General features: G+C 67.8%; 27 protein-coding genes. 13 read left to right on the top strand and 14 right to left on the bottom strand.

Annotated elements, in window-relative coordinates; all coding sequences use genetic code 11:
* The first annotated feature begins 29 nt into the window (after nt 1-29).
* Together ACEL92_RS22230 and ACEL92_RS22225 are read left to right on the top strand one after the other, a co-directional pair.
* Nucleotides 30-752 (top strand): hypothetical protein, encoded by a 723-nt coding sequence (locus ACEL92_RS22230; protein ID WP_374022780.1) that lies wholly within the window; start codon nt 30-32, stop codon nt 750-752.
* A gap of 56 nt (nt 753-808) precedes the next feature.
* Nucleotides 809-1,201 (top strand): ester cyclase, encoded by a 393-nt coding sequence (locus ACEL92_RS22225; protein WP_374022779.1) that lies wholly within the window; start codon nt 809-811, stop codon nt 1,199-1,201.
* 40 nt (nt 1,202-1,241) lie between these two features.
* Here the strand turns inward: ACEL92_RS22225 and ACEL92_RS22220 are convergent, their stop codons facing one another.
* The 3 genes from ACEL92_RS22220 to ACEL92_RS22210 form a co-directional block, all read right to left on the bottom strand.
* Complete coding sequence (locus ACEL92_RS22220; protein WP_374022778.1) at nt 1,242-1,643, bottom strand: hydrogenase; 402 nt, start codon at nt 1,641-1,643, stop codon at nt 1,242-1,244.
* A 244-nt stretch (nt 1,644-1,887) separates the two neighbouring features.
* Nucleotides 1,888-2,619: a superoxide dismutase family protein gene (locus ACEL92_RS22215; protein WP_374022777.1), complete on the bottom strand. Its 732-nt coding sequence runs from the start codon at nt 2,617-2,619 to the stop codon at nt 1,888-1,890.
* A gap of 77 nt (nt 2,620-2,696) precedes the next feature.
* Nucleotides 2,697-3,005 carry a WhiB family transcriptional regulator gene (locus ACEL92_RS22210; RefSeq protein ID WP_046184677.1) on the bottom strand — a complete coding sequence of 103 codons (309 nt, stop codon included), beginning with the start codon at nt 3,003-3,005 and terminating at the stop codon, nt 2,697-2,699.
* A 354-nt stretch (nt 3,006-3,359) separates the two neighbouring features.
* Between ACEL92_RS22210 and ACEL92_RS22205 the strand changes: the two genes are divergently transcribed.
* From ACEL92_RS22205 to ACEL92_RS22195, 3 genes are all read left to right on the top strand, one after another.
* Complete coding sequence (locus ACEL92_RS22205; RefSeq protein ID WP_374022776.1) at nt 3,360-4,178, top strand: tetratricopeptide repeat protein; 819 nt, start codon at nt 3,360-3,362, stop codon at nt 4,176-4,178.
* Nucleotides 4,179-4,268: 90 nt separating this feature from the next.
* Nucleotides 4,269-4,844 (top strand): sigma-70 family RNA polymerase sigma factor, encoded by a 576-nt coding sequence (locus ACEL92_RS22200; RefSeq protein WP_066945594.1) that lies wholly within the window; start codon nt 4,269-4,271, stop codon nt 4,842-4,844.
* On the top strand, nt 4,831-5,589 hold the full coding sequence (locus tag ACEL92_RS22195; protein WP_374022775.1) for an anti-sigma-D factor RsdA: 759 nt from the start codon (nt 4,831-4,833) through the stop codon (nt 5,587-5,589). The genes ACEL92_RS22200 and ACEL92_RS22195 overlap by 14 nt, the downstream gene beginning before the upstream one ends.
* Here ACEL92_RS22195 and ACEL92_RS22190 read toward each other — a convergent pair.
* Nucleotides 5,586-5,996 carry a DUF5319 domain-containing protein gene (locus ACEL92_RS22190; RefSeq protein ID WP_067280469.1) on the bottom strand — a complete coding sequence of 137 codons (411 nt, stop codon included), beginning with the start codon at nt 5,994-5,996 and terminating at the stop codon, nt 5,586-5,588. The two genes, ACEL92_RS22195 and ACEL92_RS22190, sit on opposite strands and share 4 nt — an antisense overlap.
* A gap of 162 nt (nt 5,997-6,158) precedes the next feature.
* Here ACEL92_RS22190 and guaB point away from each other — a divergent pair, with 162 nt between their 5' ends.
* From guaB to ACEL92_RS22175, 3 genes are read left to right on the top strand one after another with little or no spacing between them, the layout of a single operon-like run.
* The gene (gene guaB, locus ACEL92_RS22185) at nt 6,159-7,748 is read left to right on the top strand and encodes an IMP dehydrogenase (RefSeq protein ID WP_374022774.1); all 1,590 of its coding nucleotides are present in this window, start codon (nt 6,159-6,161) and stop codon (nt 7,746-7,748) included.
* A gap of 7 nt (nt 7,749-7,755) precedes the next feature.
* Complete coding sequence (locus ACEL92_RS22180) at nt 7,756-8,883, top strand: GuaB3 family IMP dehydrogenase-related protein (RefSeq protein ID WP_374022773.1); 1,128 nt, start codon at nt 7,756-7,758, stop codon at nt 8,881-8,883.
* Nucleotides 8,884-8,936: 53 nt separating this feature from the next.
* Entirely contained in the window at nt 8,937-10,682 is a 1,746-nt protein-coding gene (locus ACEL92_RS22175; protein WP_374022772.1) for a GMC oxidoreductase, read from the top strand.
* Between the two features lie 6 nt (nt 10,683-10,688).
* Here the strand turns inward: ACEL92_RS22175 and ACEL92_RS22170 are convergent, their stop codons facing one another.
* Nucleotides 10,689-11,582 carry a TauD/TfdA dioxygenase family protein gene (locus ACEL92_RS22170; protein WP_374022771.1) on the bottom strand — a complete coding sequence of 298 codons (894 nt, stop codon included), beginning with the start codon at nt 11,580-11,582 and terminating at the stop codon, nt 10,689-10,691.
* Between the two features lie 61 nt (nt 11,583-11,643).
* On the opposite strand from ACEL92_RS22170, the gene ACEL92_RS22165 reads away from it, so the two are divergent.
* On the top strand, nt 11,644-12,210 hold the full coding sequence (locus ACEL92_RS22165) for a TetR/AcrR family transcriptional regulator (RefSeq protein WP_374022770.1): 567 nt from the start codon (nt 11,644-11,646) through the stop codon (nt 12,208-12,210).
* Nucleotides 12,211-12,213: 3 nt separating this feature from the next.
* On the opposite strand, the gene ACEL92_RS22160 is transcribed toward ACEL92_RS22165, so the two are convergent.
* The 6 genes from ACEL92_RS22160 to ACEL92_RS22135 form a co-directional block, all read right to left on the bottom strand.
* Entirely contained in the window at nt 12,214-14,580 is a 2,367-nt protein-coding gene (locus ACEL92_RS22160; protein WP_374022769.1) for a glycoside hydrolase family 65 protein, read from the bottom strand.
* Nucleotides 14,577-15,317, bottom strand: a complete 741-nt coding sequence (locus tag ACEL92_RS22155; protein ID WP_374022768.1) for a beta-phosphoglucomutase family hydrolase — start codon at nt 15,315-15,317, stop codon at nt 14,577-14,579. Before ACEL92_RS22155 ends, ACEL92_RS22160 begins: the two co-directional genes overlap by 4 nt.
* A 93-nt stretch (nt 15,318-15,410) precedes the next feature.
* Nucleotides 15,411-16,214 carry a class I SAM-dependent methyltransferase gene (locus tag ACEL92_RS22150; RefSeq protein ID WP_374022767.1) on the bottom strand — a complete coding sequence of 268 codons (804 nt, stop codon included), beginning with the start codon at nt 16,212-16,214 and terminating at the stop codon, nt 15,411-15,413.
* Entirely contained in the window at nt 16,211-17,029 is an 819-nt protein-coding gene (locus ACEL92_RS22145) for a class I SAM-dependent methyltransferase (protein WP_374022766.1), read from the bottom strand. The genes ACEL92_RS22150 and ACEL92_RS22145 overlap by 4 nt, the downstream gene beginning before the upstream one ends.
* The gene (locus tag ACEL92_RS22140; protein ID WP_374022765.1) at nt 17,026-18,102 is read right to left on the bottom strand and encodes an NmrA family NAD(P)-binding protein; all 1,077 of its coding nucleotides are present in this window, start codon (nt 18,100-18,102) and stop codon (nt 17,026-17,028) included. Before ACEL92_RS22140 ends, ACEL92_RS22145 begins: the two co-directional genes overlap by 4 nt.
* Before the next feature lie 233 nt (nt 18,103-18,335).
* The gene (locus ACEL92_RS22135; RefSeq protein ID WP_374022764.1) at nt 18,336-18,983 is read right to left on the bottom strand and encodes a TetR/AcrR family transcriptional regulator; all 648 of its coding nucleotides are present in this window, start codon (nt 18,981-18,983) and stop codon (nt 18,336-18,338) included.
* A 61-nt stretch (nt 18,984-19,044) separates the two neighbouring features.
* Between ACEL92_RS22135 and ACEL92_RS22130 the strand changes: the two genes are divergently transcribed.
* Nucleotides 19,045-20,241 carry an acyl-CoA dehydrogenase family protein gene (locus tag ACEL92_RS22130; protein WP_374022763.1) on the top strand — a complete coding sequence of 399 codons (1,197 nt, stop codon included), beginning with the start codon at nt 19,045-19,047 and terminating at the stop codon, nt 20,239-20,241.
* Between the two features lie 27 nt (nt 20,242-20,268).
* Here the strand turns inward: ACEL92_RS22130 and ACEL92_RS22125 are convergent, their stop codons facing one another.
* From ACEL92_RS22125 to ACEL92_RS22115, 3 genes are read right to left on the bottom strand one after another with little or no spacing between them, the layout of a single operon-like run.
* Entirely contained in the window at nt 20,269-20,835 is a 567-nt protein-coding gene (locus ACEL92_RS22125) for a TetR/AcrR family transcriptional regulator (RefSeq protein ID WP_374022762.1), read from the bottom strand.
* A gap of 12 nt (nt 20,836-20,847) precedes the next feature.
* Nucleotides 20,848-21,684, bottom strand: a complete 837-nt coding sequence (locus ACEL92_RS22120) for an SDR family oxidoreductase (protein WP_374026335.1) — start codon at nt 21,682-21,684, stop codon at nt 20,848-20,850.
* Nucleotides 21,685-21,686: 2 nt separating this feature from the next.
* Nucleotides 21,687-22,490 carry an SDR family NAD(P)-dependent oxidoreductase gene (locus tag ACEL92_RS22115; protein WP_374022761.1) on the bottom strand — a complete coding sequence of 268 codons (804 nt, stop codon included), beginning with the start codon at nt 22,488-22,490 and terminating at the stop codon, nt 21,687-21,689.
* Between the two features lie 183 nt (nt 22,491-22,673).
* Here ACEL92_RS22115 and ACEL92_RS22110 point away from each other — a divergent pair, with 183 nt between their 5' ends.
* The 3 genes from ACEL92_RS22110 to ACEL92_RS22100 are packed head-to-tail and all read left to right on the top strand — an operon-like array spanning nt 22,674 to nt 26,316.
* A complete protein-coding gene (locus tag ACEL92_RS22110) occupies nt 22,674-23,102 on the top strand; it encodes an MmpS family transport accessory protein (protein ID WP_374022760.1) in 429 nt (142 codons plus the stop codon).
* Complete coding sequence (locus tag ACEL92_RS22105; RefSeq protein ID WP_374022759.1) at nt 23,099-25,939, top strand: RND family transporter; 2,841 nt, start codon at nt 23,099-23,101, stop codon at nt 25,937-25,939. The genes ACEL92_RS22110 and ACEL92_RS22105 overlap by 4 nt, the downstream gene beginning before the upstream one ends.
* The gene (locus ACEL92_RS22100) at nt 25,936-26,316 is read left to right on the top strand and encodes an SRPBCC domain-containing protein (protein WP_374022758.1); all 381 of its coding nucleotides are present in this window, start codon (nt 25,936-25,938) and stop codon (nt 26,314-26,316) included. Before ACEL92_RS22105 ends, ACEL92_RS22100 begins: the two co-directional genes overlap by 4 nt.
* Nucleotides 26,317-26,363 lie beyond the last annotated feature (47 nt).

Below are 26,363 nucleotides of genomic sequence, written 5' to 3'. Positions count from 1 at the left end.
CGCGGCACTATGACACGGGGGGCGCGAGCGTGAGTTATCCGCAGCAGTGGCCAGCGCAACCACCGCAGTACCCTCACCAATGGCCCCCGCCGTACTCGCCCCCGGCGCCTGCGCCGCGCAAGACCAATGTCGCGCTGATCGTCGTGCTTACGGTCGCGGCGATCGTCGTACTCGTACCGGGGGCGATCGTCGGTTTTTTCGTGATCCGCGACGTGGCTCACGACGGCCTCGACGGGCGCGGCGGAGTCCAGAAAGCCACCTCCGTCATGAGCTTCGACGTGGTGTGCGACCGCGGATCGATTAGTAATGCCGCGGCATACGCGAGGCCGTACAAGATTCTGGCGTTCGCTGCGATCGAGGAGCCAGACCCGATGAACGAGTTGTCAAACACCCACTGGAACGAGGTGACACTTGACTCCCGCGCCGATTACGCGGTGAGTCCCAACGACTTCCAGTCAGCGAATGTGGTTGCGTGCCTTACCCGCAAACCCGGCAGCGAGGTGAAGTCACGCACCTGCGACCTGAAGACCGACTCGGGCGAGCGGGTAGCCGTTGACTACTACTCCGCGCAGTACGACGTCGAACTGCGTGAGGCGAGAACCGGTAGGCGCATCGAACAACTGGGAACGGTGGATGGTCGGGTAACCGGCTGCCCATTTTTGGTTTGGGTCAACAAGCGCGAGCCCAAGGCGTATGCGAGGCCGGACGCCGCGGCGCTCGACGCCGAACTCGCGGAATTCGCGCACAGGTAGGCGGTAAACGCGTTCTGGGCTGTACACAGAACCGGTGGGCAGTGGATCATGGTGCGGTGACGCGGCCTAACGACTACCGATCGCTGTACAAGTCCTATCTCGAATACTGCAACCAGCACGATTTCGATTCAATGGCCTCGTTCTACACACCGACCATCAACATCAACGGCGTCCCGATGGACGCCGCCTCGGTCACCGCGCAATTCGCACCCTTGATCGCCGCGTTCCCCGACTGGCACTGGGAGATGAGGCACATCGTCGTCGACGACGAGAACATCGTTGTGCACTTCCAGGTCACCGGCACCCACCGGGGAACGTTCCAGGGGATTGAGGCGACCGGCCGGCGGGTGAGCATTTCGGAATTCACCCTGTACCGCGTCGAGGACGGCAAGTTCGCGGAGGTGTGGGACCTCGTGGACATGGCCGCGTTGATCAACCAGATCAGTTGAGGCTCGCACATAAGCGTTGGCGGCCTGTGACTTTCGCGTTTTAGAGCCCGAGGATGACGATGATCACGCCCGCTATAATCGCGGCGGCCAGTGACAGCAACAGGAAGCTGACGACCCACTCCTTGGCCGCCGAGGCCTCGTGGTCGGCCGCCGCGATCGGCGCGAGCCTGCGGCCGGCGCCCCACGCCGCCGCGAGCAGAGTCGCGAGCCAGTTCGCGTAAGCGGCGTATACGATCAGCACGACGGCCGTAACCCCCCAGGCCTGGGGCAGGTGCAGATGCGGCCAGAGCAGACCGATCAGCACGAGGAACATCCCGTTGAGGACGGCCTCGAGATGGCTCGACAGCGCCATCCGCGGATTCTTCAGCGCCGCTACGGCAAATCCGGTCAGCAGGCCGATCAGAAAGAGGGCGAGGCCCAGCGTGAACAGCAGCGTCTGCATGTCAGAAGACTAAGCTGCGGCCGTCCGTCGTTATGGCGATTTGCTTTGCCCGCGAGATATAAACGGCTGCGGGCCTTCTCGGCGTGTCGTCGCAAAGTTTTACGTGTCGCGGCGGCGGCGACCGCATCGGCGACGTACGTGTCGCGGCGGCGGCGACCGCATCGGCGACGTACGTGTCGTGGCGGCGGAGACTGCATCGACGGCGGGTGTGTCGCGGCGGCTCGTGATCCCCGTCGACGGCGGGTCAGCGGGTTCCCGGCGGAAGGCTGGGCGGCGTCGTTACCGTCGTGGTCGGTGCGGACGTGTACCCCGGGCTGCTGGTGACGGTGACGGTGCTGGTGCTGGTGGACGGCGGCGGCACCTCGGTCGTCGTCGTGATCGTCGTGACGCTGGTCGTCGTCGAGGTGGACGACGTCGTCGTCGCGGACGCAGCGGCGAGCACGCCGCAGGCCACCCGCTTGCCCGACTCGCCGGTCGAAGCTCCGCTCAGGTTGTCCGCGTTCTGGTGGACGATCAGCGCGGTGCCCGAGCTGTTCCTGAGGTCCGAGGCGGTGAGCAAGCTGGTGGTGGTGACGAGTTTCGCCGAGCCGTCGTTGCGCACCTGCAATGCGGTCAGGTCACCGCTGGCGGGAAAACCGGTGTGGTTCGGTGCCTGGTAGACGCTTCCGGCGGACTCGAAGTCCCCCTCGCATTTGCCGGCCGCGTGGATCATCAGCGCGTGGAAACCCGGGCTCAGCACCTGGTTGGGTCCGGCCTCGACGGTCACGGTCGCGTACCCGTTCGCGAAATCGACGGTGGCGGTGCCGACCTGGCTGCCGTCGGTGCCCTTGAGCTGCGTGGTCATCCGCTCCGTGCCCGGGGGTGCGCTCGAGGACGTCGACGTGCCGGATTGGCCACCCTGCTGGTTTGCGCATGCTGCCAACGGTGCGATGGTCGCGGCGAGCGCCACGGCTGCGAAGGATACGCCCTTATTCATGGGCCGGGCCTACCCCAATTGCCCGCAATCGAAACGGGGCCCGGCCGCCGAAGCGGCCGACCCGTCGGCGCCGAGACTCAGGCCGAGCGGCGGATGCCGCGGGTGCGGCCGATGTCGCCCTTCAGCAGCAGATCGCGCTCGGATTCCGAGAGGCCGCCCCAAACCCCGTACGGCTCACCAACTTCCAGGGCGTGCGACCGGCACTCCTGAATGACCGGGCACTGGCGGCACATCTCCTTCGCGCGCTGCTCGCGCTGCATGCGGGCGCGGCCGCGTTCGCCGTCGGGATGGAAGAACATCGACGAGTCAACGCCCCGGCACAAGCCCTGCAGTTGCCAGTTCCAGATGTCGGCGTTGGGTCCAGGTAGCTGCTCCGGCTGTGGCATTGGTGTCTCCCTCTCTGCACGGCACGCCCAGTAAGGTCATGTTCGCGAAGCGATTGTGCAACTGAAATGAAGCGGCGTCACCGATGACTACCCGTCATGCGTAGACGTTAGGGCGGACGGCGAATTTGCGTCAATAGCCACTTAGCCCGACAAAGTATGTAATGGTTATAAAAGAATTAACGTCGCGTTCATACGTCAACCGTTGGCGAAACACGCTCCGTGCTACCAGGCACTTGACCGAAACGAGATTTCCCAGTTCACGGGGCGGGGGAGGGTCGGCCGCGATTAGTACATGGCCTGTTGTGATTAACAATTCGGTAACGCGAACAGCACAAACTGTTTACTACCATCGCCGTGATTGAAACTCGTCACACTTTCGTGATTGGCCAGACGTTGGCCGCCGCCGCTTTCGGCGACCAGCCCGGCACCTGGCCGCTGCCGACGGCGGCCACGCCGGAGGAATTGTGGCTGCGGGCCGTCGCGGCCGGCGGGCAGGGCCGCTACGGCAGCGCCTACCGCGACCTGGCGCGGCTGCGGCGCAGCGCCCCCGCCGGGCGGCTGGTCTCCCTGGCCCACAGCACACAAGGATCCTTTCTGCGCCAACTCGGTTGGCACGCTCTGGCGCGCGGCTGGGACGGCCGTGCCCTGGCACTGGACGGCGGGGACCCCGAGGCGCGCGGTGACGCCCTCATCGGGCTGGCGGCCGACGCGCTGGGCGTCGGCCGCTTCCCCGCCGCGGCGACGTTGTTGCGGCGCGCGGATTCCGTGCTGGCTGCCGGGGCGGTGCCCGACCGGATGCCGGTGCGGCGACGGTGGGTGGCCGCCGAGCTGGCGATGGTTCAGGGCGACGGCGAAACCGCCGTCCGCCAGGCGAACGAAGCGGTGGACCTGGCGGGGGCCATGGCCGTCGCGTCGGTGCGGCACGCGGTCAAGAGCCAAGTCGTGCTGGCGGCCGCCCTGTGCAGCGCCGGCGCCGTCGACCGCGCCCGAGCAGTGGCCGAGTCCGCGCTGGACGCGACCGGGGCGCTCGGCTTGGTCCCGCTGCGGTGGGCGTTGGCGCGCTTGCTGATTGATCTCGGAAGCGTCACCTTTTCGACACAACAGCTGCGGGAAATTCGCGATGTCTCCGCAGGCCACGTGCGGCGCGCCGGTGCGACGTGGCGTTCCGCTTGAAATGGCCTCGCGCCCGTTATTGTCAGTTCGTTAGTTAGCCCGGTTAGCCCGCGATGTGTCCGGTTCGTAACGTTGGAGATACCGCCGTCGATGACAATTCAAGGGGATCGTCTCGACGCTGTGGTTGCCAAGGCCGTGGCGGGAGACAGTAACGCACTACGGGAGGTGCTGGAGACCATCCGTCCGATTGTCGTGCGATATTGCCGCGCGCGGGTCGGGACAGTGGAGCGGGGTGGGCTGTCAGCGGATGACGTGGCACAGGAGGTGTGCTTGGCGACTATCACGGCGCTGCCGCGTTACCGGGACCGGGGACGCCCCTTTCTCGCTTTCCTGTACGGCATTGCGGCCCACAAGGTCGCCGACGCCCATCGCGCCGCCGGCCGCGATCTCTCCTACCCCACCGAAGTGATCCCCGAGCGTTGGTCCTCGGACGCCGGGCCGGAACAGCGGGCCATCGAGGCCGACTCGGTCAGCCGGATGAGCGAACTGCTCGAGATCCTGCCCGCCAAGCAGCGCGAGATCCTGATCCTGCGTGTCGTCGTCGGCCTGTCGGCCGAGGAGACCGCGTCCGCCGTGGGCAGCACCACGGGAGCCGTCCGCGTGGCCCAGCATCGTGCGCTGTCCCGCCTCAAATCCGAGATGATCGCGGCAGGTGACTGTGCCTGAATCCCTGGACGAATTCGCCCGCACCGAGCTGCTACTCGATGCGCTCGCCGAGCGCCGGCCGGTGCACGTCGGCGACCCCGACACGGACGCGATGGCCACTCTGCTGGAGGACTGGCGCGACAACCTGCGCTGGCCACCGGCCAGCGCCCTGGTGTCGGCCGAGGAGGCCGTCGCGGCGCTGCGCACCGGATTGGCCGACCGCCGCCGCAGCCGGCGGGGTCTGGCGACGATCGGATCGGTCGCCGCGGCGCTGTTGGTGATGAGCGGCTTTGGCGCCATGGTGGTCGAGGCCCGCCCCGGCACCACGCTGTATGGGCTGCACGCGATGTTCTTCGACCAGCCGCGCGTCAACGAGAAGCATCAGGCGTTGCTGTCCGCCCGCGCCGATCTGGCCAAGGTGCAGGAGTCGATCGACCGGGGTGAGTGGGACCAGGCCCGCAATCAGCTGACCGAGGTGAGCAGCTTGGTCCAGTCCATCGAGGACCCGGCCAGCAAACAGGAGCTGACGAATCAGCTGAATCTGTTGAACGCCAAGGTGCAGTCGCGCAACCCGAATGCGACGCTGCCCGCGAACACACCGTCGGCGTGGTCTACCCCGACCACCCCGGTCCCGACGGCGGCCCCGGCCCCGTCGGAGGCCTCCCCGAGCCTGTCCGTCGCGCCGTCACCGAGTCAGTCGTGGAGCAAGCACCGGCATCACGGCCAGACGTCCGCCCCGTCGGCGGTCGCGCCGAACAGTCCCTAGCGGCGGTATCCGTCGGCGTCGGAGGAGGTGGCCTCGTTCAGCGAGGCGTCCGCGTATCCCCGGCAGTAATCCCACGTGACGTAGGCGTCCGGTTCCGGGTCGTAGGCCGGCTCGTGCGGGCGCACGGTGCCGTCGATCAGCAGCTGCAACAGGTTGGCCCGCAGCATGTCCCAGTCGTGGTAATGATCCTGCTGGCATTCGTCGCAGCACACCACGAGCCCGCGGATGCCCTTGTGCGCCAAGAGGGCCTCATATACCGCCAGGTCGGCCAGGTCCGCCTCGACCGCCATCCGCTCTTGGGCGTCCAGGGGTTGTCCAGGCTCTACGGCTTCCAGCGCAGCCGACGGATCGCAGGGGTCGTCGGCGAAAGGATCGGGCGGCAAACCCGGTGGGAGGTGATCGCGCACGCACACTAGCCTACGCAGCCCGGCCCGGATAACGCCAGCAGGGAAGCCGCCCGTCGTTTCCGCGTCGTTTGCCATCCGCGGCGCGGCCCGGCCAGCGGCTCGAGAGGCGCGCGTGCCGATAGGATGGAGTCCTCACGCCGCATCGTATGGAGGGCCCCGCCGATGACCCGTGGCATGTCCCACCTGGAAGACAGCTCCGACCTCGTCGGCAGCCCCTACGTGCGCGTTGGCGGGCTGGTCGACGACGCGGTGCCCACCGGGGGTGACAACCCGCACAAGGTCGCGATGCTCGGGCTCACCTTCGACGACGTCTTGTTGCTGCCCGCGGCGTCCGATGTGGTCCCCGCCACCGCGGACACCTCCAGCCAGCTCACCAAGAAGATCAGGCTCAAGGTGCCGCTGGTCAGCTCCGCGATGGACACGGTCACCGAGTCGCGGATGGCCATCGCGATGGCCCGGGCCGGCGGCATGGGCGTGCTGCACCGCAACCTGCCCGTCGCCGAGCAGGCCGGCCAGGTCGAGATGGTGAAGCGCTCGGAGGCCGGCATGGTCACCGACCCGGTCACCTGTCGTCCGGACAACACCCTGGCCCAGGTCGACGCGCTGTGCGCCCGGTTCCGGATCTCGGGCCTGCCGGTGGTCGACGACACCGGGGCGCTGGTCGGCATCATCACCAACCGCGACATGCGGTTCGAGGTCGACCAGACCCGCAAGGTCGCCGAGGTGATGACCAAGGCCCCGCTGATCACCGCCCAGGAGGGGGTGAGCGCCGACGCGGCGCTGGGCCTGTTGCGCCGCAACAAGATCGAGAAGCTGCCCGTCGTCGACGGCCACGGCCGGCTCACCGGCCTGATCACCGTCAAGGACTTCGTCAAGACCGAACAGCACCCGCTGGCCACCAAGGACAGCGACGGGCGGCTGCTGGTCGGCGCCGCCGTCGGCGTCGGCGGTGACGCCTGGGTGCGCGCGATGATGCTGGTCGACGCTGGTGCCGACGTCTTGATCGTGGACACCGCCCATGCGCACAACCGGCTGGTGCTCGACATGGTCGGCAAGCTCAAGGCGGAGGTGGGCGAGAAGGTCGAGGTGATCGGCGGGAACGTCGCCACCCGGTCCGCGGCCCTGGCGCTGGTCGACGCCGGCGCCGACGCGGTGAAGGTCGGCGTCGGGCCGGGCTCGATCTGCACCACCCGGGTGGTGGCCGGGGTCGGCGCGCCACAAATCACGGCGATCCTAGAGGCGGTCGCGGCCTGCGGGCCCGCGGGCGTGCCCGTGATCGCCGACGGCGGCCTGCAGTATTCCGGTGACATCGCCAAGGCGCTGGCCGCCGGCGCGTCGACGGCCATGCTGGGCTCGCTGCTGGCCGGCACCGCCGAGGCCCCCGGCGAGCTGATCTTCGTCAACGGCAAGCAGTTCAAGAGCTACCGTGGCATGGGGTCGCTGGGCGCCATGCAGGGTCGTGGCGGGGCGAAGTCCTACTCCAAGGACCGCTACTTCGCCGACGACGCGTTGAGCGAGGACAAGCTGGTGCCCGAGGGCATCGAGGGTCGGGTGCCGTTCCGCGGCCCGCTGTCCTCGGTAATCCACCAACTCACCGGCGGCCTGCGCGCCGCGATGGGTTACACCGGGTCGCCCACCATCGAGGCGCTGCAGCAGGCGCAGTTCGTCCGGATCACCTCGGCCGGACTGCGCGAAAGCCATCCGCACGACGTCGCCATGACCGTCGAAGCGCCCAACTACTTCACGCGCTGAGTCCGCGATGGTGGAAATCGGGATGGGCCGCAACGCCCGTCGCACCTATGAACTGAGTGAAGTCAGCATCGTGCCGTCGCGGCGCACCCGATCCTCCCAGGACGTGTCCACGGCCTGGCAGCTGGACGCCTACCGCTTCGAGATCCCGGTGGTGGCCCACCCGACCGACGCGCTGGTGTCACCGGAGTTCGCCATCGAGCTCGGTCGCCTCGGTGGGCTGGGCGTGCTCAACGGCGAGGGCCTGATCGGCCGGCACGCCGACGTGCAGGGCAAGATCGCCCAGCTCGTCGAGGCCGCCAGCAAGGAGCCCGAACCGTCGGCGTCGATCCGGCTGCTGCAGGAACTGCACGCCGCGCCGCTGAACCCCGACCTGCTGGGCGCCGCGGTCGCGCGCATCCGGGAGGCCGGGGTGACCACGGCGGTGCGGGTGAGCCCGCAGAACGCGCAGGCGCTGACCCCGGTGCTGGTGCAGGCCGGTATCGACCTGCTGGTTATCCAGGGCACGATCGTCTCCGCCGAACGGGTCGCCAGCGACGGCGAGCCTCTGAACCTCAAGACCTTCATCGCCGAGCTCGACATCCCGGTGGTGGCCGGCGGGGTGCTCGACCACCGCACCGCGCTGCACCTGATGCGCACCGGGGCCGCCGGCGTCATCGTCGGCTACGGCTCCACCCGCGGCGTCACCACCAGCGACGAGGTGCTGGGCATCAGCGTGCCGATGGCCACCGCGATCGCCGACGCCGCCGCCGCGCGGCGCGAATACCTCGACGAGACCGGTGGCCGCTACGTGCACGTGTTGGCCGACGGCGACATCCACACCTCCGGCGAGCTGGCCAAGGCGATCGCGTGCGGCGCCGACGCGGTGGTGCTCGGCACGCCGCTCGCCGAGGCCGCCGAGGCGCTCGGCGAGGGCTGGTTCTGGCCGGCCGCGGCGGCGCACCCGTCGTTGCCGCGCGGGGCGTTGTTGCAGATCGCCCTCGGTGAGCGGCCGCCGCTGGAACGCGTGCTCAACGGGCCGTCGGACGACCCGTTCGGGTCGCTGAACCTGGTCGGTGGCCTGCGCCGATCGATGGCCAAAGCCGGCTATTGCGACCTCAAAGAGTTCCAGAAGGTCGGGCTTACGGTCGGGAGCTGACGGCACCCGGGGGTCACTGGCTCGTTACCCGTCAGTAAGGCCATACTGGTGCGATGAGGCCGGATTACGACGTACTGATCATCGGTTCGGGATTCGGGGGCAGCGTCAGCGCGTTGCGGCTGACCGAAAAGGGCTACCGCGTAGGCGTATTGGAGGCGGGGCGGCGCTTCGCCGACGAGGATTTCGCCGAGACGTCGTGGGACCTGCGCAAGTTCCTCTGGGCCCCCAGGCTGGGTTGCTACGGCATTCAGCGGATCCACCCCCTGAAGAACGTGCTGATTTTGGCCGGGGCCGGGGTGGGCGGCGGCTCCCTGAACTACGCCAACACGCTGTACGTGCCGCCGGAGCCGTTCTTCAAGGATCGGCAGTGGTCACACATCACGAACTGGCGCGACGAGTTGATGCCGCACTACGAGCAGGCGAAACGGATGCTCGGGGTGGTCACGAACCCGACCTTCACCGACGCGGACCGCATCCTCAAGGAAGTCGCGGACGAGATGGGCTGCGGTGACACCTTCGTGCCCACCCCGGTGGGGGTGTTCTTCGGTCCCGAAGACACCAAGACGCCCGGCAAGACCGTGCCCGACCCGTATTTCGGTGGCGCGGGACCGGAGCGCACCGGCTGCCTGGAGTGCGGATGTTGCATGACGGGCTGTCGGTACGGCGCCAAGAACACGCTGCTGAAGAACTACCTCGGCCTCGCCGAATCGGCTGGGGCACAGGTCATTCCGATGACCACCGTCAAGGGCTTCCAGCAGCGCTCCGACGGGCTCTGGGAGGTCCGCACCGTGCGCACCGGAAGCTGGCTGCGCCGGGACCGGCGCACCTTCACCGCCACACACCTGATCCTGGCGGCCGGCACCTGGGGAACCCAGCATCTGCTGTTCAAGATGCGCGACAGTGGCAAGTTGCCGCGGCTGTCCGAGCGGCTCGGCGTGCTGACCCGCACCAACTCCGAGTCCATCGTCGGCGCCGGCAAGCTCGAGGTCGACCCGAACCTGGACCTGACGCACGGCGTGGCCATCACGTCGTCGATCCACCCGACCTCGGACACCCACATCGAACCGGTCCGCTACGGCAAGGGCTCCAACGCGATGGGGCTGCTGCAGACGCTGATGACCGACGGCGCCGGCCCGGAGGGCACCGACGTGGCGCGTTGGAAGCAGCTGCTGGACCAGGCCCGCGAGGACCCGCGCCGCATGGTGCGGATGCTCAACGTCCGCCAGTGGAGCGAGCGGACGCTGATCGCCCTGGTGATGCAGCACCTGGACAACTCGATCACCACCTACACCAAGCGCGGCAAGCTCGGCATCCGCTGGTACACCAGCAAGCAGGGGCACGGCGAGCCGAACCCGAGCTGGATCCCGGTAGGCAACAGGGTCACCCGGCGCATCGCCGAAAAGGTCGACGGCGTGGCCGGCGGCACCTGGGGCGAGCTGTTCAACATCCCGCTGACCGCGCACTTCCTCGGCGGCGCGGCGATCGGTGACAGCCCCGAACGCGGGGTCATCGACCCCTACCACCGGGTCTACGGCTACCCGACGTTGTTCGTGGTCGACGGCGCGGCGATCTCGGCGAACCTGGGCGTCAACCCGTCGCTGTCCATCACCGCGCAGGCCGAGCGGGCCGCCTCCCTGTGGCCGAACAAGGGGGAGAAAGATGAGCGCCCGCCGCAGGACCAGCCATACCGCCGGCTGGATCCGATTGCGCCGGAGCACCCGGTGGTGCCTGCTACCGCGCCGGGCGCGCTGCGCTGGTTGCCGATCACCCCGGTGAGTTCGACGGCTGACGCCGGCTAGCGCCAGCTAGCTTGCGATCGCCTCGAGCGGGGCGCCGCTGACCACCCGGCTGCGTTCCCGGTGGATGTTGAACGGCACGTCGCCCATCAACGTGACCCGGTGCATCAGCCGGGGCTGGTCGTCGTAGTCGTCGACCGCCCGGTGCTGGGTGGCCCGGTTGTCCCAGATGGCAACGTCACCCGGCGCCCAGTTCCAGCGAATGGTGTTCTCCGGCATGGTGATTCGCCGTTGCAGCATTTCGAATAGCACGCTCGATTCGTAGCTGTCCAGGCCAACGAACCCGCGGACGAAGTCTCCCAGCAGCAGCGTGCGCTCGCCGGTCTCCGGGTGCACCCGCACCACCGGATGCTCGGTCCGGAAATCGGGCTTCTCGAAGGCCTGCCGGAACGCGCGCTGCGTGTCGGTCAATGCCTCGGGGGTGATGTAGTCATAGCGGTTGGTGTGCAGCGCCCACAGGTCGTCGACGAGCCACGTGAGCGGCTCGGGCAGGTCTTCATACGCCGCCGCGGTGCTGGTCCACAGCGTCGATCCGCCGTAGCGCGGCAGGGTGACGGCGCGCAGGATCGACGCCGCCGGGTAGTTCGCGACGAAGGTGACGTCGGTGTGCCAGCGGTTCGCCTTGCCGTACTCGGAGTTGATCGGGGTGATGACCGGCGCGTTCTTGGCGGCGAGCATCTCGGCGGCCGGGTGGCCGACGGGCGTGCCCAGCAGGCCGGCGAACGCCAGTTGCTGCGCATCATCGAGGTGGTGCTGGTGCCGGAAGAAGATCACCTTGTGGGTCAATAGCGCCTGGTGGATCTTCTCCACCGCAGCCGGATCCAGGTCGCCCCCGAGGCGCACTCCGTCGACCCGCGCGCCGATGCGGCTTCCCAGCTTGGTGACGGTTATCTGACCAATCATTTTCATCAGTCCTCGTGTGAAAGGTGTGTAGTCAACTGACTACATGCGTTAGTGTAGACAGATGACTACAGCGCGCGCAAGTGGCCGCGGAAACATGCCCACCGGGCGCGAGGAGGTCGCGGCGGCGATCCTGGAGGCCGCCACCGACCTGTTCGCCGAGCGCGGTCCGGCCGCGACCTCGATCCGCGACATCGCGGCGCGATCCAACGTCAACCACGGGCTGGTGTTTCGTCACTTCGGCACCAAGGACAAACTCGTGGGCGCCGTGCTCGATCACCTGGGCGCCAACCTGAGCGACCTGCTGAGCGCCGAGCCGCCCGCCGACGTGCTGGACCGGGCGCTCGACCGGCAGATGCGCGTGATGGCCCGGACCGTGCTCGACGGGTATCCGGCGGGCCAGCTGCAGACGCGCTTTCCCACCATCGCGACGCTGCTCGAATGGGTGCTGCCGCTCCACGACAACGAGACGGAGGGAAGGCTCGCCGTCGCCAATGCGCTTGCGCTGCAATTCGGCTGGCGGCTCTTTGCGCCGATCCTGCGCACGGCCACCGGGCTTGACGACCTGACGGACGACGAGATACGCGAGGCCGCGCAGACCGAGGTGGAGCGGATCCTCAACCCCGGCTGACGCTCACTTTTTCCGGGTCAGCGCCCGCCGGTGCAGGGGCTCGCGGCCCGGGGGTTGCTGCGGGGGCGCCAGCAGAGGCTTGCGCGGCCGCACGGCAATGGTTTTCGGCGTATCGGTGCTCAGGGTGACGTCTTCACCCGCATGCCGGATAGTGAGCTGGCCGCCCGGCCCGTCGCGCACCGTGTAGGTGACGTCGGAATGGTTGACGTCGACCGTGACCCGGAAATCGCGCCATCGGAGCCGGAACCGCAACCGCGAAATGCCGTCGGGGAGTGCGGGATCCAGCGACAGGATGCCCTCGTCGTCGCGCAGCCCGCCGAAGCCGCCCACCAGCGCCGTCCAGGCGCCGGCCAGCGAGGCCATGTGCAGGCCGTCGCGGGTGTTGTGGTGCAGATCGCGCAGGTCGATCAGCCCGGCCTCATAGGCGTAGTCGTGCGCCAATTCCAGATGGCCGACCTCGGCGCACATCACCGCCTGGGTGCACGCGGACAGCGACGAATCGCGCACCATGCGCCGCTCGTAGTAATCGACGTTCCGGGCCTTCTGCTCCGGGGTGAACGCGTGGCTCTGCCACTGCATCGCCAGCACCAGGTCGGCCTGCTTGATCACCTGCGCCGGGTAGAGCCGCACGTACGGGTCATGCAACAGCAACGGGTAGGAGTGGTTTTCCTGGAAGTCCCACTCCGCCAGCGTGGTGAACCCCTCGCACTGTTGGTGGACCCCCAGGCCTTCGTCATAGGGGATGTTGGCGGCGTCGGCCGCGTCGCGCCAGGCCGCCGTCTCCTCGGTGGTGACCCCCAGGGCCTCCGCCGCCTCGGGATGGCGGTTGCAGGCCTCGGCGGCGGTGCGCAGGTTGTGGGCGGCCATCAGGTTGGTGAAGACGTTGTCCCGCACGATCGCGGTGTATTCATCGGGTCCCGTGACGCCGTCGAGGTGCCAAACGCCGTGCCGGTCGTGGTGGCCGAGCGAGACCCATAACCGGGCGGTCTCGACGAGAACTTGCAGGCCGCAATGCTTTTCGAGCTCGTCGTCGCCGGTGACGATGCGGTAGCGCTCGAATGCCATGGCGATGTCGGCGTTGATGTGCCAGGCCGCGGTGCCGGCAGGCCAGTAGGCCGAGCACTCCTGTCCGCGGATGGTGCGCCAGGGGAAGCTGGCGCCCTCGAGGCCGAGTTCAGCCGCCCGCTCCTTAGCGAGGTCAAGCGTCGAGGCGCGCCAGCGCAAGGCGTCGGCGACCGCATGCGGCGCGGTGTAGGTCAGCACCGGCAGCACGTAGCCCTCGGTGTCCCAGAAGGCGTGGCCGTCGTAGCCGGTTCCGGTGAGTCCCTTCGCCGCGATCGCGCGGCGCTCGGCGCGCGCGCTGGCCTGCAACAGGTGAAAGAGGCCGAACCGCACCGCCTGCTGGGATTCGGGATCGCCCTCGACCTCGACATCGGCGCAGTCCCAGAAGTCGTCCAGGTAGGCGCGTTGCGCTTCCAGCAGCCCCTGCCACCCGCTGTAGCGCGCGCTGTGAATGGCGGCGGCGGCCTGGTCGCGCAGCGCCGGGCGGGAACGCATGCTGGACCAGCCGTACGCCAGGTACTTGACGATGCGCAGCTTCTGTCCGGCCCGCAGCCCGCAGATCACGGTGGTCCGCGCCAGGTCGTCGCGGGCGTCGGTGCTGAACTCGACGCGCCCGGGCACCTCGATCTCGTGGTCCATCGCCGCCGACATCATCAGGGCGCTGCTGCGGGTGCGGTGCATGAGAAGCGCTCCGGTGTCGGTATTTTCGTGGTCGACGGCCACCAGCGGGCTCTCCAGGATGGCCGACACCCGCGGGTCGCCCGAGGTCTGGGGTTGGTCCTCGTTGGTGACCAGCTCGGACTGCACCGTCACGCGGACGAAGTCACCGACCGCTTCCACGACGTATTCGATGGCGGCCACGCCGCGCTGGGCCAGCGACACCAGCCGGGTGGACACGAGCTTGATCTCCTTGCCGGCGGGGGAGCGCCAGTGCGCGCGGCGGGTCATCGTGCCGGCGCGCAGGTCGAGAACCCGCTCGTGCGAGATCAATTCGCCGTAGCGGACGTCGAACGGCTCGTCCTCGACCAGCAGGCGGATGATCTTGCCGTTGGTTACGTCGACGATCGTCTGCCCGGCCTCCGGGTAGCCGTAGCCGGCCTCGGCGTAGGGCAGCGGCCGGATTTCGTAGAAGGAGTTCAGGTAGGTCCCGGGCAGGCCGTACGGTTCGCCCTCATCGAGGTTGCCGCGCAGCCCGATGTGCCCGTTGGACAAGGTGAAAAGCGACTCCGACTGGGCCAGGATGTTCAGGTCGAGCTGGGTTTCGCTGACGTGCCAGGGATCGACGGGGAACGATTCGTCGGTGATCATGAGGGCAACAGCTCGGCGAGGTCGGTGACCACGACGTTTGCGCCGTTGCGGCGTAGGTCGTCGGCCTGGCCCACCCGGTCGACGCCCACCACGTAGCCGAAGTTGCCGGCGTGGCCGGCCTGCACGCCGGAGATCGCGTCCTCGAACACGGCGGCGGCGTCGGCGTCGACGCCGAGCAGTTCGGCGCCCCGCAGGTAGGAGTCCGGCGCGGGCTTGCCGGCGATGTGTTCATCGCGCAGTGTGACGCCGTCGACCCGCTGCTGGATGAACCGGTCCAGGCCGGTGATCTCTAGGACGTCGCGGGTGTTGGCGCTCGAGGACACCACGGCGATTCCCAGTCCCGCTGCCGAGACCGCCTCCAGGTATCGCCGCGAGCCCTCGAACACCTCGACGCCGTCTTCGCGCAGGACCTTTTGGAACATGTCGTTCTTGCGGTTGCCCAGGCCGTACACCGTCTCGGCGTCCGCCGCGTCGTCGGGGCTGCCGTCGGGCAGCTCGATCCCGCGGCTCTGCAGGAACGAGCGGACGCCGTCCTCGCGCTTCTTGCCGTCCACGTATTGGCGGTAGTCGGCGGCGGCATCGAAGGGGACGAATTCGTCCCCGGTGCGCTTGGCCCGCTCCGACAGGTAGTCGTCGAACATGGCCTTCCAGGCCTTGGTATGCACGCTCGCGGTGTCGGTGAGGACCCCGTCGAGGTCGAACAGACAGGCGTGCACCTTCTCGGGCAGACCCAGCACGGGCGGACCTCGCTTCCTGGTCTGAAGACGACTAGTTAAGCGATACCCACTCCACCACGCCGAGCAATCCGCGCGCCACCTGGCCTGCCGCATTCACCTCACACACACAGCCTGGATGGCGCGAAGCCTTCCGTCGGCCAGTGCTCGGGTGAGGTTGCCGGCCTTGCGGTCGAAGTCGGTGACGAAGGCGTGCAGGCCCAGCGGGTTGGGCGGCTGGGCGAGGATCGCCTGCATGAACGCGGCCGCCTGCTCGGTCAGATCGTTCCAGCGCTCGACGGTGAACCCCGCGGACTGCGCGGCGGCGCGCAGCCCGTCGGGCGTCACCAGTTGGCTGCGTGCGGGGCCGTCGGCCCACGGCATGGGAAAGTCGAGCGCGCCCGCTTCGGCGGTTGTGATGTCCCACAGGCCGAGCCGCCCGCCCTCGGCGAGCACCCGGTGCGCTTCGGCGTAGAGGCGCGCCTTGTCGGCCACGTTCATCTGGACGTGCTGGCTGATGACGACGTCGAAAGTGCCGTCGGCGAACGGCAGTTCGGTGACGTCGGATTGGTGCACGGAGATCCGGTCATCGAGCCCGACGAGTCGATTGAGCCAGCGGTGCGTCTCGCAATATTCGGCGGTGAGGTCCACCGCGGTGACGTGGCAGCCATAGCGGTCCGCGATATAGCGGGCGGTGCCGCCCACCCCGCTGCCGGCGTCGAGGACTTCGTCGTCACCGGTGATCCCGACCAGGTCCACCAGCTGGCCGGTCGCCACGCGGCCCATCGTGTGGAAGTCCTCCAGCAGGCCCAGGTCAGCGGGTGCCAGCCGGTCGAGGTCCTTGCCGGCGGAGATCAGCGCCCGCTCGATGTTGCGGCGGGACAGGCCGGTCGAGTACTGGGTCGTGATGGTGTCGTTCACGGCCGCACCTCGGCCCAGGCCGTGATCAGCGGGGGCATGGTGATCAGTGCGTTGGCCGCGGCCGCCTCCTCGCGGAAGCGCGGCACGAAGTTGTCGATGTCGGCGACCTCGTCGATGGCGAAGCCGCCCTGTTGCGCGACGGGGGAGACCAGCCGCCAGACCTCCGCCGCGTAGGCGAGGATGTCGGTGTCGGCGGCCGTGCCGATCGGAGCGCCGACGGTCAGCCGCGGCGAGCCCAGGCCGGCCTCGGCGAAGACCTTGTGCAGCGTGGTGCCGAACCGCGCGGACAGGCCCATGGCCTCGAAGGCCCGCACGATCCCCGATATCACCTGACCGAACAGCGGTATCTCCGGGACGCTGCGCCCCGCCGCAATGTCGTTCTCGGAGAACGCGATGACGCCGCCGGGGCGGACGAAGGAACTCAGGTGCCGCAGGGTGGCGGCCGGGTCCGGCAGGTGCATCAGGATCAGCCGGCCGATCACCGCGTCCACCGGTTCGTCCAGTGTGATGGCGTCGATGGCGCCCTGCGTGAAAGCGACTGTGCGCAGGCCCTGTTCGGCCGCGCGGGCACCGGCGAGCTCGACCATCTCTGCCGCGGCGTCCACCCCGAGGACGCTGCCGGTCGGGCCGACCAGCCGGGCGGCGACCAACGAGACGTCACCCGGTCCGCTGCCGATATCGAGCACCCGCATCCCCGGGCGCAACCCGGCGAGGCGCAGCGCGTGCTCGGTGTAGTCGTTGTAGAGCCTGCCCTGCAGGAGGAGCCGCCGCACCTCCGCGTCGGCGTGGCCGAGGATATACGTGCTGCCGCTCATCGTGTTCCGATCCTTTCTGGTGTGGTGTGCTCCGTCCGCCACACCGCGGATTCACCGGAGAGTCGGGGTCGGGCGGGTCGCGGATGTTGCTGGAGCCGGTCGAACTTGTCCAGGCGGTGCATGGGCACCAGTCCGGTCAACAGGAAATTGCCCAGCTGGTGCAGGAAATTGCCTGGGGTGCGCCGTGTTTCGGGGCCGACATAGCGGCGTGCGATGGTCAGGAAATCTTCGGGCTCGACACCGGCGACGTCGCGGACATGCGTGGTCGGGGCGCTTACCTCCCAGGTGCCCAGGGCGTATTCGGGCAGGTAGTGCCGCAGGCTGGACTGGAAGAACAGGTCGGCGCCCAGCCGCCTGGCGCTGACGCGCACGGCGCGCATGAACATCCATGGGGGAATCTCGATGTGGCGCACGCGCCGGCCCAGGGCCTCGCCCACCGCGTCGGCGATCTCGGGTCCCGATAGCAGCGCCGGGCCGGTCGGGCGGTAGGCGCGACCGTCGTGACGGTGCGGGTCAAGCAGCGCGCCGACCGCCACGCGCGCGATGTCCTCGTTGGAGGGAGGCGCGTTTCGGCGCGCTCCGGTCGGCGTCGGCAGCACACCCAGTTGGGCCGCCATTCCGGCCAGCTGCAGATAGTTGTCGGCGAAGTACCCGGGGTCGACGGCCACATGGGCGGTGTCCGGCAGCAGCTCGAACAGCTTGTCCGTCAGCCAGGCTTGGCGCGTCATCAGCGAGGGGTGCTCCGGGCTGGCCGTCCACTGCCCGAGCGCCACCACCGCCTGGACCCCGGCCCGCCGCGCGGCGACGGCAAATGCAACGGCGCTATCGAGCGCGTGGGGATGGTACGGCGGGTTGAAGTACAGCCGGTCGATACCGTCCATCGCGGCCGAAACCTGTTGGATATCAAACATATCGGCGACGACGACCTCGGCCCCCAGCTCGCGCAGCCGTGCGCTGCGCGCGTCCTCGCGGTGGACCATCGCCCTGGTGGCGACGCCCCTCTCTAACAGTTGGGCGGCGACGGCACCGCCGATTCTGCCCGTCGAGCCGGTCACCAGCACGCGATTGCTCATGGCATTTCCCTTTCGATTTGACGGGTCGGCAATAACCAGCCGATGACGGCGAGCGCGGCAATCGGGCGGTTCCGGAGGAGGGGTTCGGTCCTCATGAACAAGACGCTAAAACTGTCAAACAAATAAATCAAGTATAAAGTTGAAAAAGATGTCCGAAGTCCGGTAATCGGACGAGGTGGCCCGGCGACCCACAGATAGTCAGCGCGGTGCGGCAGGCCTTCGCGCTGTAGAACTCACCGTTCGAGCAGGGCGTCGACCCACGCTTGCGCGACGAACTTGCCGTAGCGGGTGACCGACCAGCCGCGTTCGAGGACGAGTAGCTCGTACAACTCGGGGGCGTGATACGTCCACAAGATGTCGCGCGCCTGTCTGGCGCTGACGCGGAGCTGTCCGGTGCGGGCCAGATCGGAGGCGAACATCGTCATACCGGTCAGGGTTTCGTCCCTGATCTGCTTCCACACTTCCGCGGCATCCGGCGAGACCGCGGCGCCGTCGCGCGCGAGCAGCTGCACCGGTGCGCTGCGCGGCATGCTGGCGGCCAGGTGTTTGGCATACAGCTCCAGCTTTTCGGCGGCGTCTGGCGCCTTGGCCACATTCTGGATGACGTCTCGCTCGACCATCGGGATCGGTTCGTCGTCGCCGGCCACCGACACGTCGAAAAGCGCTTTCAGCACGCCAGCTTTCGTCGAGAAGGCCTTGTACACCGTCTCGACTGACACGCCCGCGTCGCGGGCGATCTCCGCGATCGTCGTCGTCGCGTAGCCCTGAGCCAGGAAGCGTCGCCGGGCGGCCGCCAACACCGCCCGCCGGTTGTGCTGCGCCTGTTCGCGACGACGGGTCGAGTCGTAGCGGCGCGGAGGCTGGTCCTTGACAGATCCCATTATTTGAATACATTCTCCTATATCTATTACAGTAGACTGTATCAGAAGTTGGGAGCGCGACATGACAACCGCAACCTGCCACGCCGTCGGCCTTTCCGACGGTGGCCGCCCCACTGACGTGGCGCGCGCCCTGGCACCTGAGATCACGCGGCGCGCCGACGAGGCGGAGGCGCTCGGCACCTTGCCGATCGATCTGGTCGAGCGGATGCGCGCCGCCGGTATCTTCCGTGCCGTGCAACCGCGTTCGCTCGGTGGATTCGAGGTGGCCCCGGTCGACTTCATCGAGATGGTCGAGGAACTGGCGCGCGCCGACGGTTCGGTGGGCTGGGTCGCGGCCATTGGGGCGGGCGCGCCCGCGTTCACCGCGTGGCTCGAACCCGCAGTCGCCGCAGCGCTGTTCGGCCCGGACGCCGACTTCCTCGCGGCGACGGTATTCACCCCCACCGGGCGTGCCGCCCCGGACGGCGATGGAAGGTTCGGCATCGACGGCCGGTGGCCGTTCGCCAGCGGCTGTCGCCACGCCGAATGGATGCTGGGCGGGATGTTCGTCTTCGATGGTGACGCCCCGCGCATGATCGCCGAGCAGGGCCCGGACTGGCGCCTCGCGTTCTTTCCCCGCGCCGAAGCCGAAATCGTCGACAACTGGGACGTGCTGGGTCTGCGCGCCACCGGCAGCAACGACGTGGTCGCCCGAGGGTTGCACGTCGCCGAAGAACACACCATCAGCCCCTTCTTCCGGTCGGCCCGCCAGGACGGCGCGTTGTGGCGGCTACCGTTCTTCACGCTCGTCGGAGTGGGCCTAGTCGGTGTCCCGCTGGGGATCGCGCGGCGCGCACTCGACGAATTCCGCGAGCTGGCGGTGACGAAGACGCGCGCCGGCACGTTCGAGCCGCTCGCGCAGGACCCCGCCGCCCAAGTCGAGTTCGCCCGCGCCGAAGCCGGTTTGAGGTCGGCGCGCGCGTTCGTCCTCGACGAGGCCGGTGGACTGTGGGAAACCGCCCGCGCCGGTGACCCGCCCTCGCGGCAGCAGCGCGCGAGCTTTCAGCTCGCCGCCCAACAGGCGATGCGCGCGGCACGGCAGGCGGTCGATACGGCCTTCGGCCTCACCGGGGCGGGCGCGGTGCAGGCGGGCCATCCGTTGCAACGGTGCTTCCGCGATCTGCACACCGCGGGCCAGCACGTGTACTTCAGCCCGGCGGCCCTCAAGCGCTACGCCGGCACCCGATTGGGCATCGCGGAGCCCACGCACCTGATGTGATACCGACGCGCAGGACCGAGCGCCGCGTCAGGCTTGCATCGCGTTGATCCACTTTTCGAGCCGGCGGGCCTGGTGGGCCATGACTTCCGGCTGGGCCAGCGCGTTGGTGAGGACCGCGCTGCCCTCATAGGCGATGACGAGTTCGAGCGCCAAATCGTGGGCGTCCCGACGACCCATGGCCTGGAATTGCTGCTCGGTCCACTCCAGCAGGGTTTGCATGATGGGAGCGGTCAGGGCGGGCGATTGGCCCGGCTGGTTGCCGAGTTCGGTGCACAGGCTTCCCAGCGGACAGCCGTGCTCGGCGATCGTGTCGCGCGATTCGGACAACATCCCCACGAGCGCTTTGAGGCGGGCCTTGGGGCTGCCGTGCCGGCGCTGCAACGCCGCGGTCGCGGACCGGACTTCCTCGGTGCGCGCCTCGACGACGGCGGCCACGATGTCGTCCTTGGTCTTGAAGTAGTAGTACACGTTGCCCAGGGGGACCTCGGCGGCCTGGGCGATGTGCGCGAGCGTGGTGCCCGCGATGCCCTGGCGGTAAAACAGGTCGCATGCGGCCGCGATCAGTCGCTCTCGCTTGCCGGTTGAGTCAGCCATATCACTCACGGACTATAGACGGCACGCGGCCATGCTCAGGTTCCACAGCAGGTCCCGGTTCTCCGGCGTGTTATGTGGGGTCCTGACCTTTCTCGGCCTGGCGTTCGCGAAGTATTTCCCGGAGACCTGCGACGCGCCTGGAGAGGTGGCGAGGAAGACCGACGTGGCGGCCCCCTGGTCCGCCGATCGTGAAAACGGCAGGGCCGCATAGGAGATCGCCCGGAAGATCCCTTCCGCCCCGCGCATCATCGGTGTCCTGACGATCCCGGGATGCACGGCATTCGCGGTGACGCGCGTCGGAGCCAGTCGCTGCGCCAGTTCGATGGTGAAAAGCAGGACGTGCAGTTTGGACGCGGCATATGCGCCGATGGTGGAGAACCGGCGCTCGCCTTGGAGGTTGTCCGGGTCGAACTTGCCACCGCGATACACGCTGGAGCTCAGGTTGATCACCCTGCCCTGCGGGCTGGCTTGCAGTGCGTCGAGCAGCAGGTGGGTCAGATAGAACTGCGCGAGGTAGTTGACCTGAAACGTCGTCTCGTAGCCGTCCTCGGTCAACTCCCGTTGCGGCATTACGACGCCGGCGTTGTTGACCAGAACGTCCACGCGCGGGTAGCGCGCCATGAGGTTGCCGGCCAGCCGCTGCAGCTGGGCAAGCGACCGGAGATCGGCGGTGAGGTATTCGACGTCGCGGTTGCCGGTGGCCGCCACGATTTGGGAGGTGACGGTTGCCGCCTTGGCCTCGCTGCGCGCGGCCAGCACGACGGTGTAGCCCTCGCGGGCCAGCGCGGTCGCGGTGACCTTGCCGATCCCGTCGGTGGCACCGGTGATCAGGCAGATCGGCTTGTCCATTTTCACTGGGCGGCGGTCTTGAGCTGGCTGGGTCTCGCCAACATGCGCGACATCATCGAGCGGGTGATCGCCGCGGGCACCAGCGCGGTGGTCACCCGGTTGAGCCGACCCGGTATGCAATGGGTTCGATTGCGCGCCAATGCGCGCAGCGCCTCGCGCGCGCAATCGTCCGGGGCCATGGGCGGCATCGGCAATCTGTCGGGGTCCAGGCCCAGTTCGGCTATCGCCGGCGTGCGGGTGGGTCCCGGGTGTAGCACGGTGACGTGCACCCCGCGCCGGGCCAGCTCGCCGTGCAGGCCGGCGCCGAGGCTGGCGATATACGCCTTGGTCGCTGCCGTATGCGCCAGATAAGGCACTCCATGTTTCGCCCCCAAGGCGGAGACCAGCAGGATGCCGCCGCGACCCCTCCGTGCCAGCCGCGCACCGAAGTGATGCGTGAGGCCCAAATGTGCGGCGGTGTTGAGCCGGAGGATCGCCCGCTGCGCCTGCAGGTCTGAGTCCAGGAAGGGCCCGGGCAGGGCGGCGCCGGCGTTCGATACCAGCAGGCCGACGTCGATATCGTTGGAGGCCTCGGTGATTGGGGCCAGCATGCCCGGATCGGACAGGTCGACGCCGACGGCGCGATAGTCGACCCCGTAATCCCGGGCTAAAGCGGCGCCGAGCTCCTGTAGTACGGGCAGGCGCCGAGCGACCAGGACCACGTTGATGCCCCCTTCGGCCAGCTGCTGCGCGAACTCGCGTCCAATCCCCGACGACGCCCCCGTCACGACGGCCCAAGGGCCGAATCGATCCGCGTTGATACCCATGGTGTTTTGACCTCTCTGTGACGGCGACTTAGTTGTATAACTTACTATTCTCACCCGCACGGAAGCAAGACAATGGCCTAGTGTCGGACAAAATGCGCTGTTAAATGCTGATTGCGGTGGACGCCATAAGAATCTATTGTGTTGGTCAACTGACTTAGTCCATCGAGTGAACCGAGGGCGAGGATGGCTTTCGTCAAACGCGCGTGGATTCCGCTGCTGGTCCTGGTCGTGGTCACCCTGTCCGCATTCGCCGTCTACCGGCTGCATGGGGTCTTCGGCGCGTGGGGTGCCGCGTCCGCAGGCGACCGCCGCGCAGATGAAATCAAGCCCGTCAACCCCAAGCTCGTGACCCTGGAAGTCTTCGGGCCGGCCGGAAGCGCGGCCGACATCAACTATCTCGACGTCGATGCCGCGCCCCAGCGAGCCGATGCGATGCGGCTGCCGTGGACCTACAGCGCGGCCACGACGGCCCCCGCCGTGAGCGTCAATGTCGTTGCGCAGGGCGACGAGGCGATCATCGGCTGCCGAATCACCGTGAACGGCGACGTCAAGGTCCAGCGCACGGTGGCGGGGACCCACCCGCAAACCTTCTGCCTGGTGAAGTCCGCGTGATCGCGCGAACGGTGCGCCGGCTTTCGGTACCCATTTTGCTCTGCTGGCTGGCACTGGCCGCCGTCACCAATACCGTTGTCCCGCAACTGGAAGCGGTCGGGGAGGCGCATGCGGTGTCGATGAGCCCGGACGACGCCCCGGCGGTCCAGGCCATGAAGCGCATCGGCCAGGTGTTCAACGAATTCGACACCGACAGCGCGGTTATGGTCGTCCTCGAAGGCCAAGCGCCGTTGGGCGACGCGGCGCACCGGTTCTACGACGAGCTGGTGGGCAAGCTCGTCAAGGACCACAAACACGTCCAGCACGTCCAGGACTTCTGGGGTGATCCGCTCACGGCGGCCGGCTCGCAGAGCGCTGACGGCAAAGCCGCCTACGCCCAGGTTTTCCTCGCCGGCCGCCAGGGTGAGACGCTGGCCAACGAGTCCGTCGACGCCGTGCGGCGCACCGTGACAAACACGCAGGCGCCCAACGGAATCAGGGCCTACGTAGCGGGCCCCGCCGCAGTGACGACCGATGAACTCGAATTCGGCAACAAGAGCGCCCGCAAGGTGATGGGGGTGACCGTCGGGGTCATCGTCCTCATGCTGCTCGCCGTGTACCGCTCGCTGGTCACCGCGCTGCTGACGCTGCTGATGGTCGGTATCGAACTGCCCGCCGTGCAAGGGGTGATCGCGTTTCTCGGGGACCACGGCGTCCTTGGGCTCTCGACCTTCGCGGTGCAAATCCTGCCAATACTCGCGATCGCCGCGGGAACCGATTATGCGATCTTCCTCGTCGGCCGATACCAAGAGGCCCGCCAGGCCGGCGAAGACCGTGACGCGGCCTACTACACCATGTTCCGCGGGAGTGCCCACGTCGTCCTCGGGTCGGGCCTGACGATCGCCGGGGCGATGTTCTGCCTCAGCTTCACCAGGCTGCCCTATTTTCAAACCCTTGGCGCACCGTGCGCCATCGGGATGTTGACGATGGTCGCGGGCGCGCTCACACTCGGCCCGGCCATCATCACGGTGGGCGGTCGATTCGGCCTGTTCGACCCCAAACGGAAAATCAAGACACGCGGGTGGCGGCGGCTGGGTGCCGCCGTCGTCCGGTGGCCCGCACCGATACTGGCCGCCGCGAGCGCAACCGCCCTCGTCGGACTGCTGGCTCTGCCGTCCTTCACGACCAGCTACAACGATCGCAAGTACCTGCCGCCGACCACACCATCCAACATCGGCTACGCCACCGCCGATCGGCACTTCTCGTCCGCACGGCTCAATCCCGACCTGATGTTGGTCCAGACCGACCACGACATGCGCAATCCCGCCGACATGCTGGTCCTGGACAGGATGGCCAAGGGCCTCTTTCAAGCCGACGGCGTGGCGCGGGTCCAGTCCATCACCAGGCCGCTGGGTGCCCCGATCGCACACACCTCCATTCCTTTTCAGATCAGCATGCAGGGCGCCACGCTGACCGAGAACATGAAGTACCTGCACGACCGCATGGCCGACATGCGCGCCGTCGCCGATCAAATGACCGGCGTCATCGACACCATGCAACGCATGCTCGCGCTGATGCGCCAGCTTGCCGGCACCACCCACGACGTCGCGGGCCAAACGCGAGAGATCGTCGCCGACACCACCGAAGTGCGGGACCGTGTCGCCGATTTCGACGACTTCTTCCGACCGCTGCGCGGCTACCTGCACTGGGAGCGGCATTGCTTCGACATCCCCGTCTGCTGGGCGCTGCGATCGGCATTCGATGCCCTCGACGGCGTCGACAAGCTCACCGATGACCTGGGCGGGCTGGTCAACGAGACCGACCGACTGGACAGCCTGATGCCGCAGCTCATTTCATTGCTGCCGCCCATCATCGACGCCACGACGACCATGCGCGATATGACGCTGACGATGTACAGCACCTTTACTGGCCTGCTGGATCAAATGGACGCCGCGCAGCAAGGCGCCTCCGCGATGGGACAAGCCTTCGACGCCGCCAGGAACGACGATTCCTTCTACCTGCCGCCGGAGGTCTTCGACAACCCCGACTTCAAACGCGGCCTGGCGATGTTCCTCTCGCCCGACGGCAAGGCCGCCCGCTTCGTGATCACCCATGACGGCGATCCCGCTACCCCCCAAGGGGTTTCGCACGTCGAGGCGATCCGAAAGGCCGCGGTGAAGGCCGTCAAGGGAACCCCTTTGGAAGACGCCAAGATCTACCTGGGCGGGACCGCTCCGACCTACAACGACATGAGCCACGCGGCCAAATACGACCTGCTGATCGCGGCCACCGCGGCCGCCTGCCTGATATTCGTCATCATGCTGGTCATCACCGGAAGCCCCATCGCGGCCCTGGTCATCATCGGCACGGTGGTGCTCTCGCTCGGCGCGTCGTTCGGCCTGTCGGTGCTGGTGTGGCAGGACATCCTTGGTATTCCGTTGCACTGGTTGGTCATAGCGATGGCCGTCATCATCCTGCTGGCCGTCGGATCGGACTACAACCTGCTACTGGTATCGCGGTTCAAAGAGGAGATCGGCGCCGGCATCAAAACGGGCATCATCCGCGCGATGGGGGGAACGGGGGCCGTGGTGACCTCCGCCGGCCTGGTCTTCGCGTTCACCATGTCTTCGTTCGTGTTCAGTGATCTACGGATCATCGGCCAATTCGGCACCACCGTCGGCATCGGATTGCTTTTCGACACGCTGGTCGTACGGTCGCTGATGACACCGTCGATTGCCGCCCTGCTGGGCCGCTGGTTCTGGTGGCCGCGACGAGTGGATGCCCGGCTCAGTATCCCGAGATCCCAAGTGCCCGAATCCCTTCCGGCATCGCCCAGCGCAGAGAGCCAACCAGCATGAATTTCCGTGGCCCCACTATGCAAACACTGTCCGACTCGATACGGATCGCCGCACCGCCCGAGGAAGTATGGGAGCTGATCACGACGGTGACGAGCATCGCGCAGTGGTATGACACCTGGGAGGCGGTCGACGCCGCCGATCACGAACGACTCCGGGTGGGCACGTCGTTTCGGCTGAGTCGCCACGGTCGCGGCAGGGACAGCACCGCGCTGTGCCGCGTGACCTCGTTGGAACCGCCCAGACGATTGTGCTGGGTGCAGTACGGCCCGCACCAACCCACCATGTCGGTCGAGTTCCATCTGGTGCCCGAGACCAACCGTGCTGCCGGCACGCTGCTGAGGCACACCAGGAGCTGGATCGAACCCATGGCTCCCTGATGTGCTCGGCAGAGGGGTCGCTGCCCGCTCCTACTACACTCACTGCC

The sequence above is a fragment of the Mycobacterium hainanense genome (assembly GCF_041890355.1).
GTDB classification, from domain to species: domain Bacteria; phylum Actinomycetota; class Actinomycetes; order Mycobacteriales; family Mycobacteriaceae; genus Mycobacterium; species Mycobacterium hainanense.
Note: the sequence above shows the minus strand (reverse complement) of the source record. Positions and strands in the feature narration are given on the sequence as shown.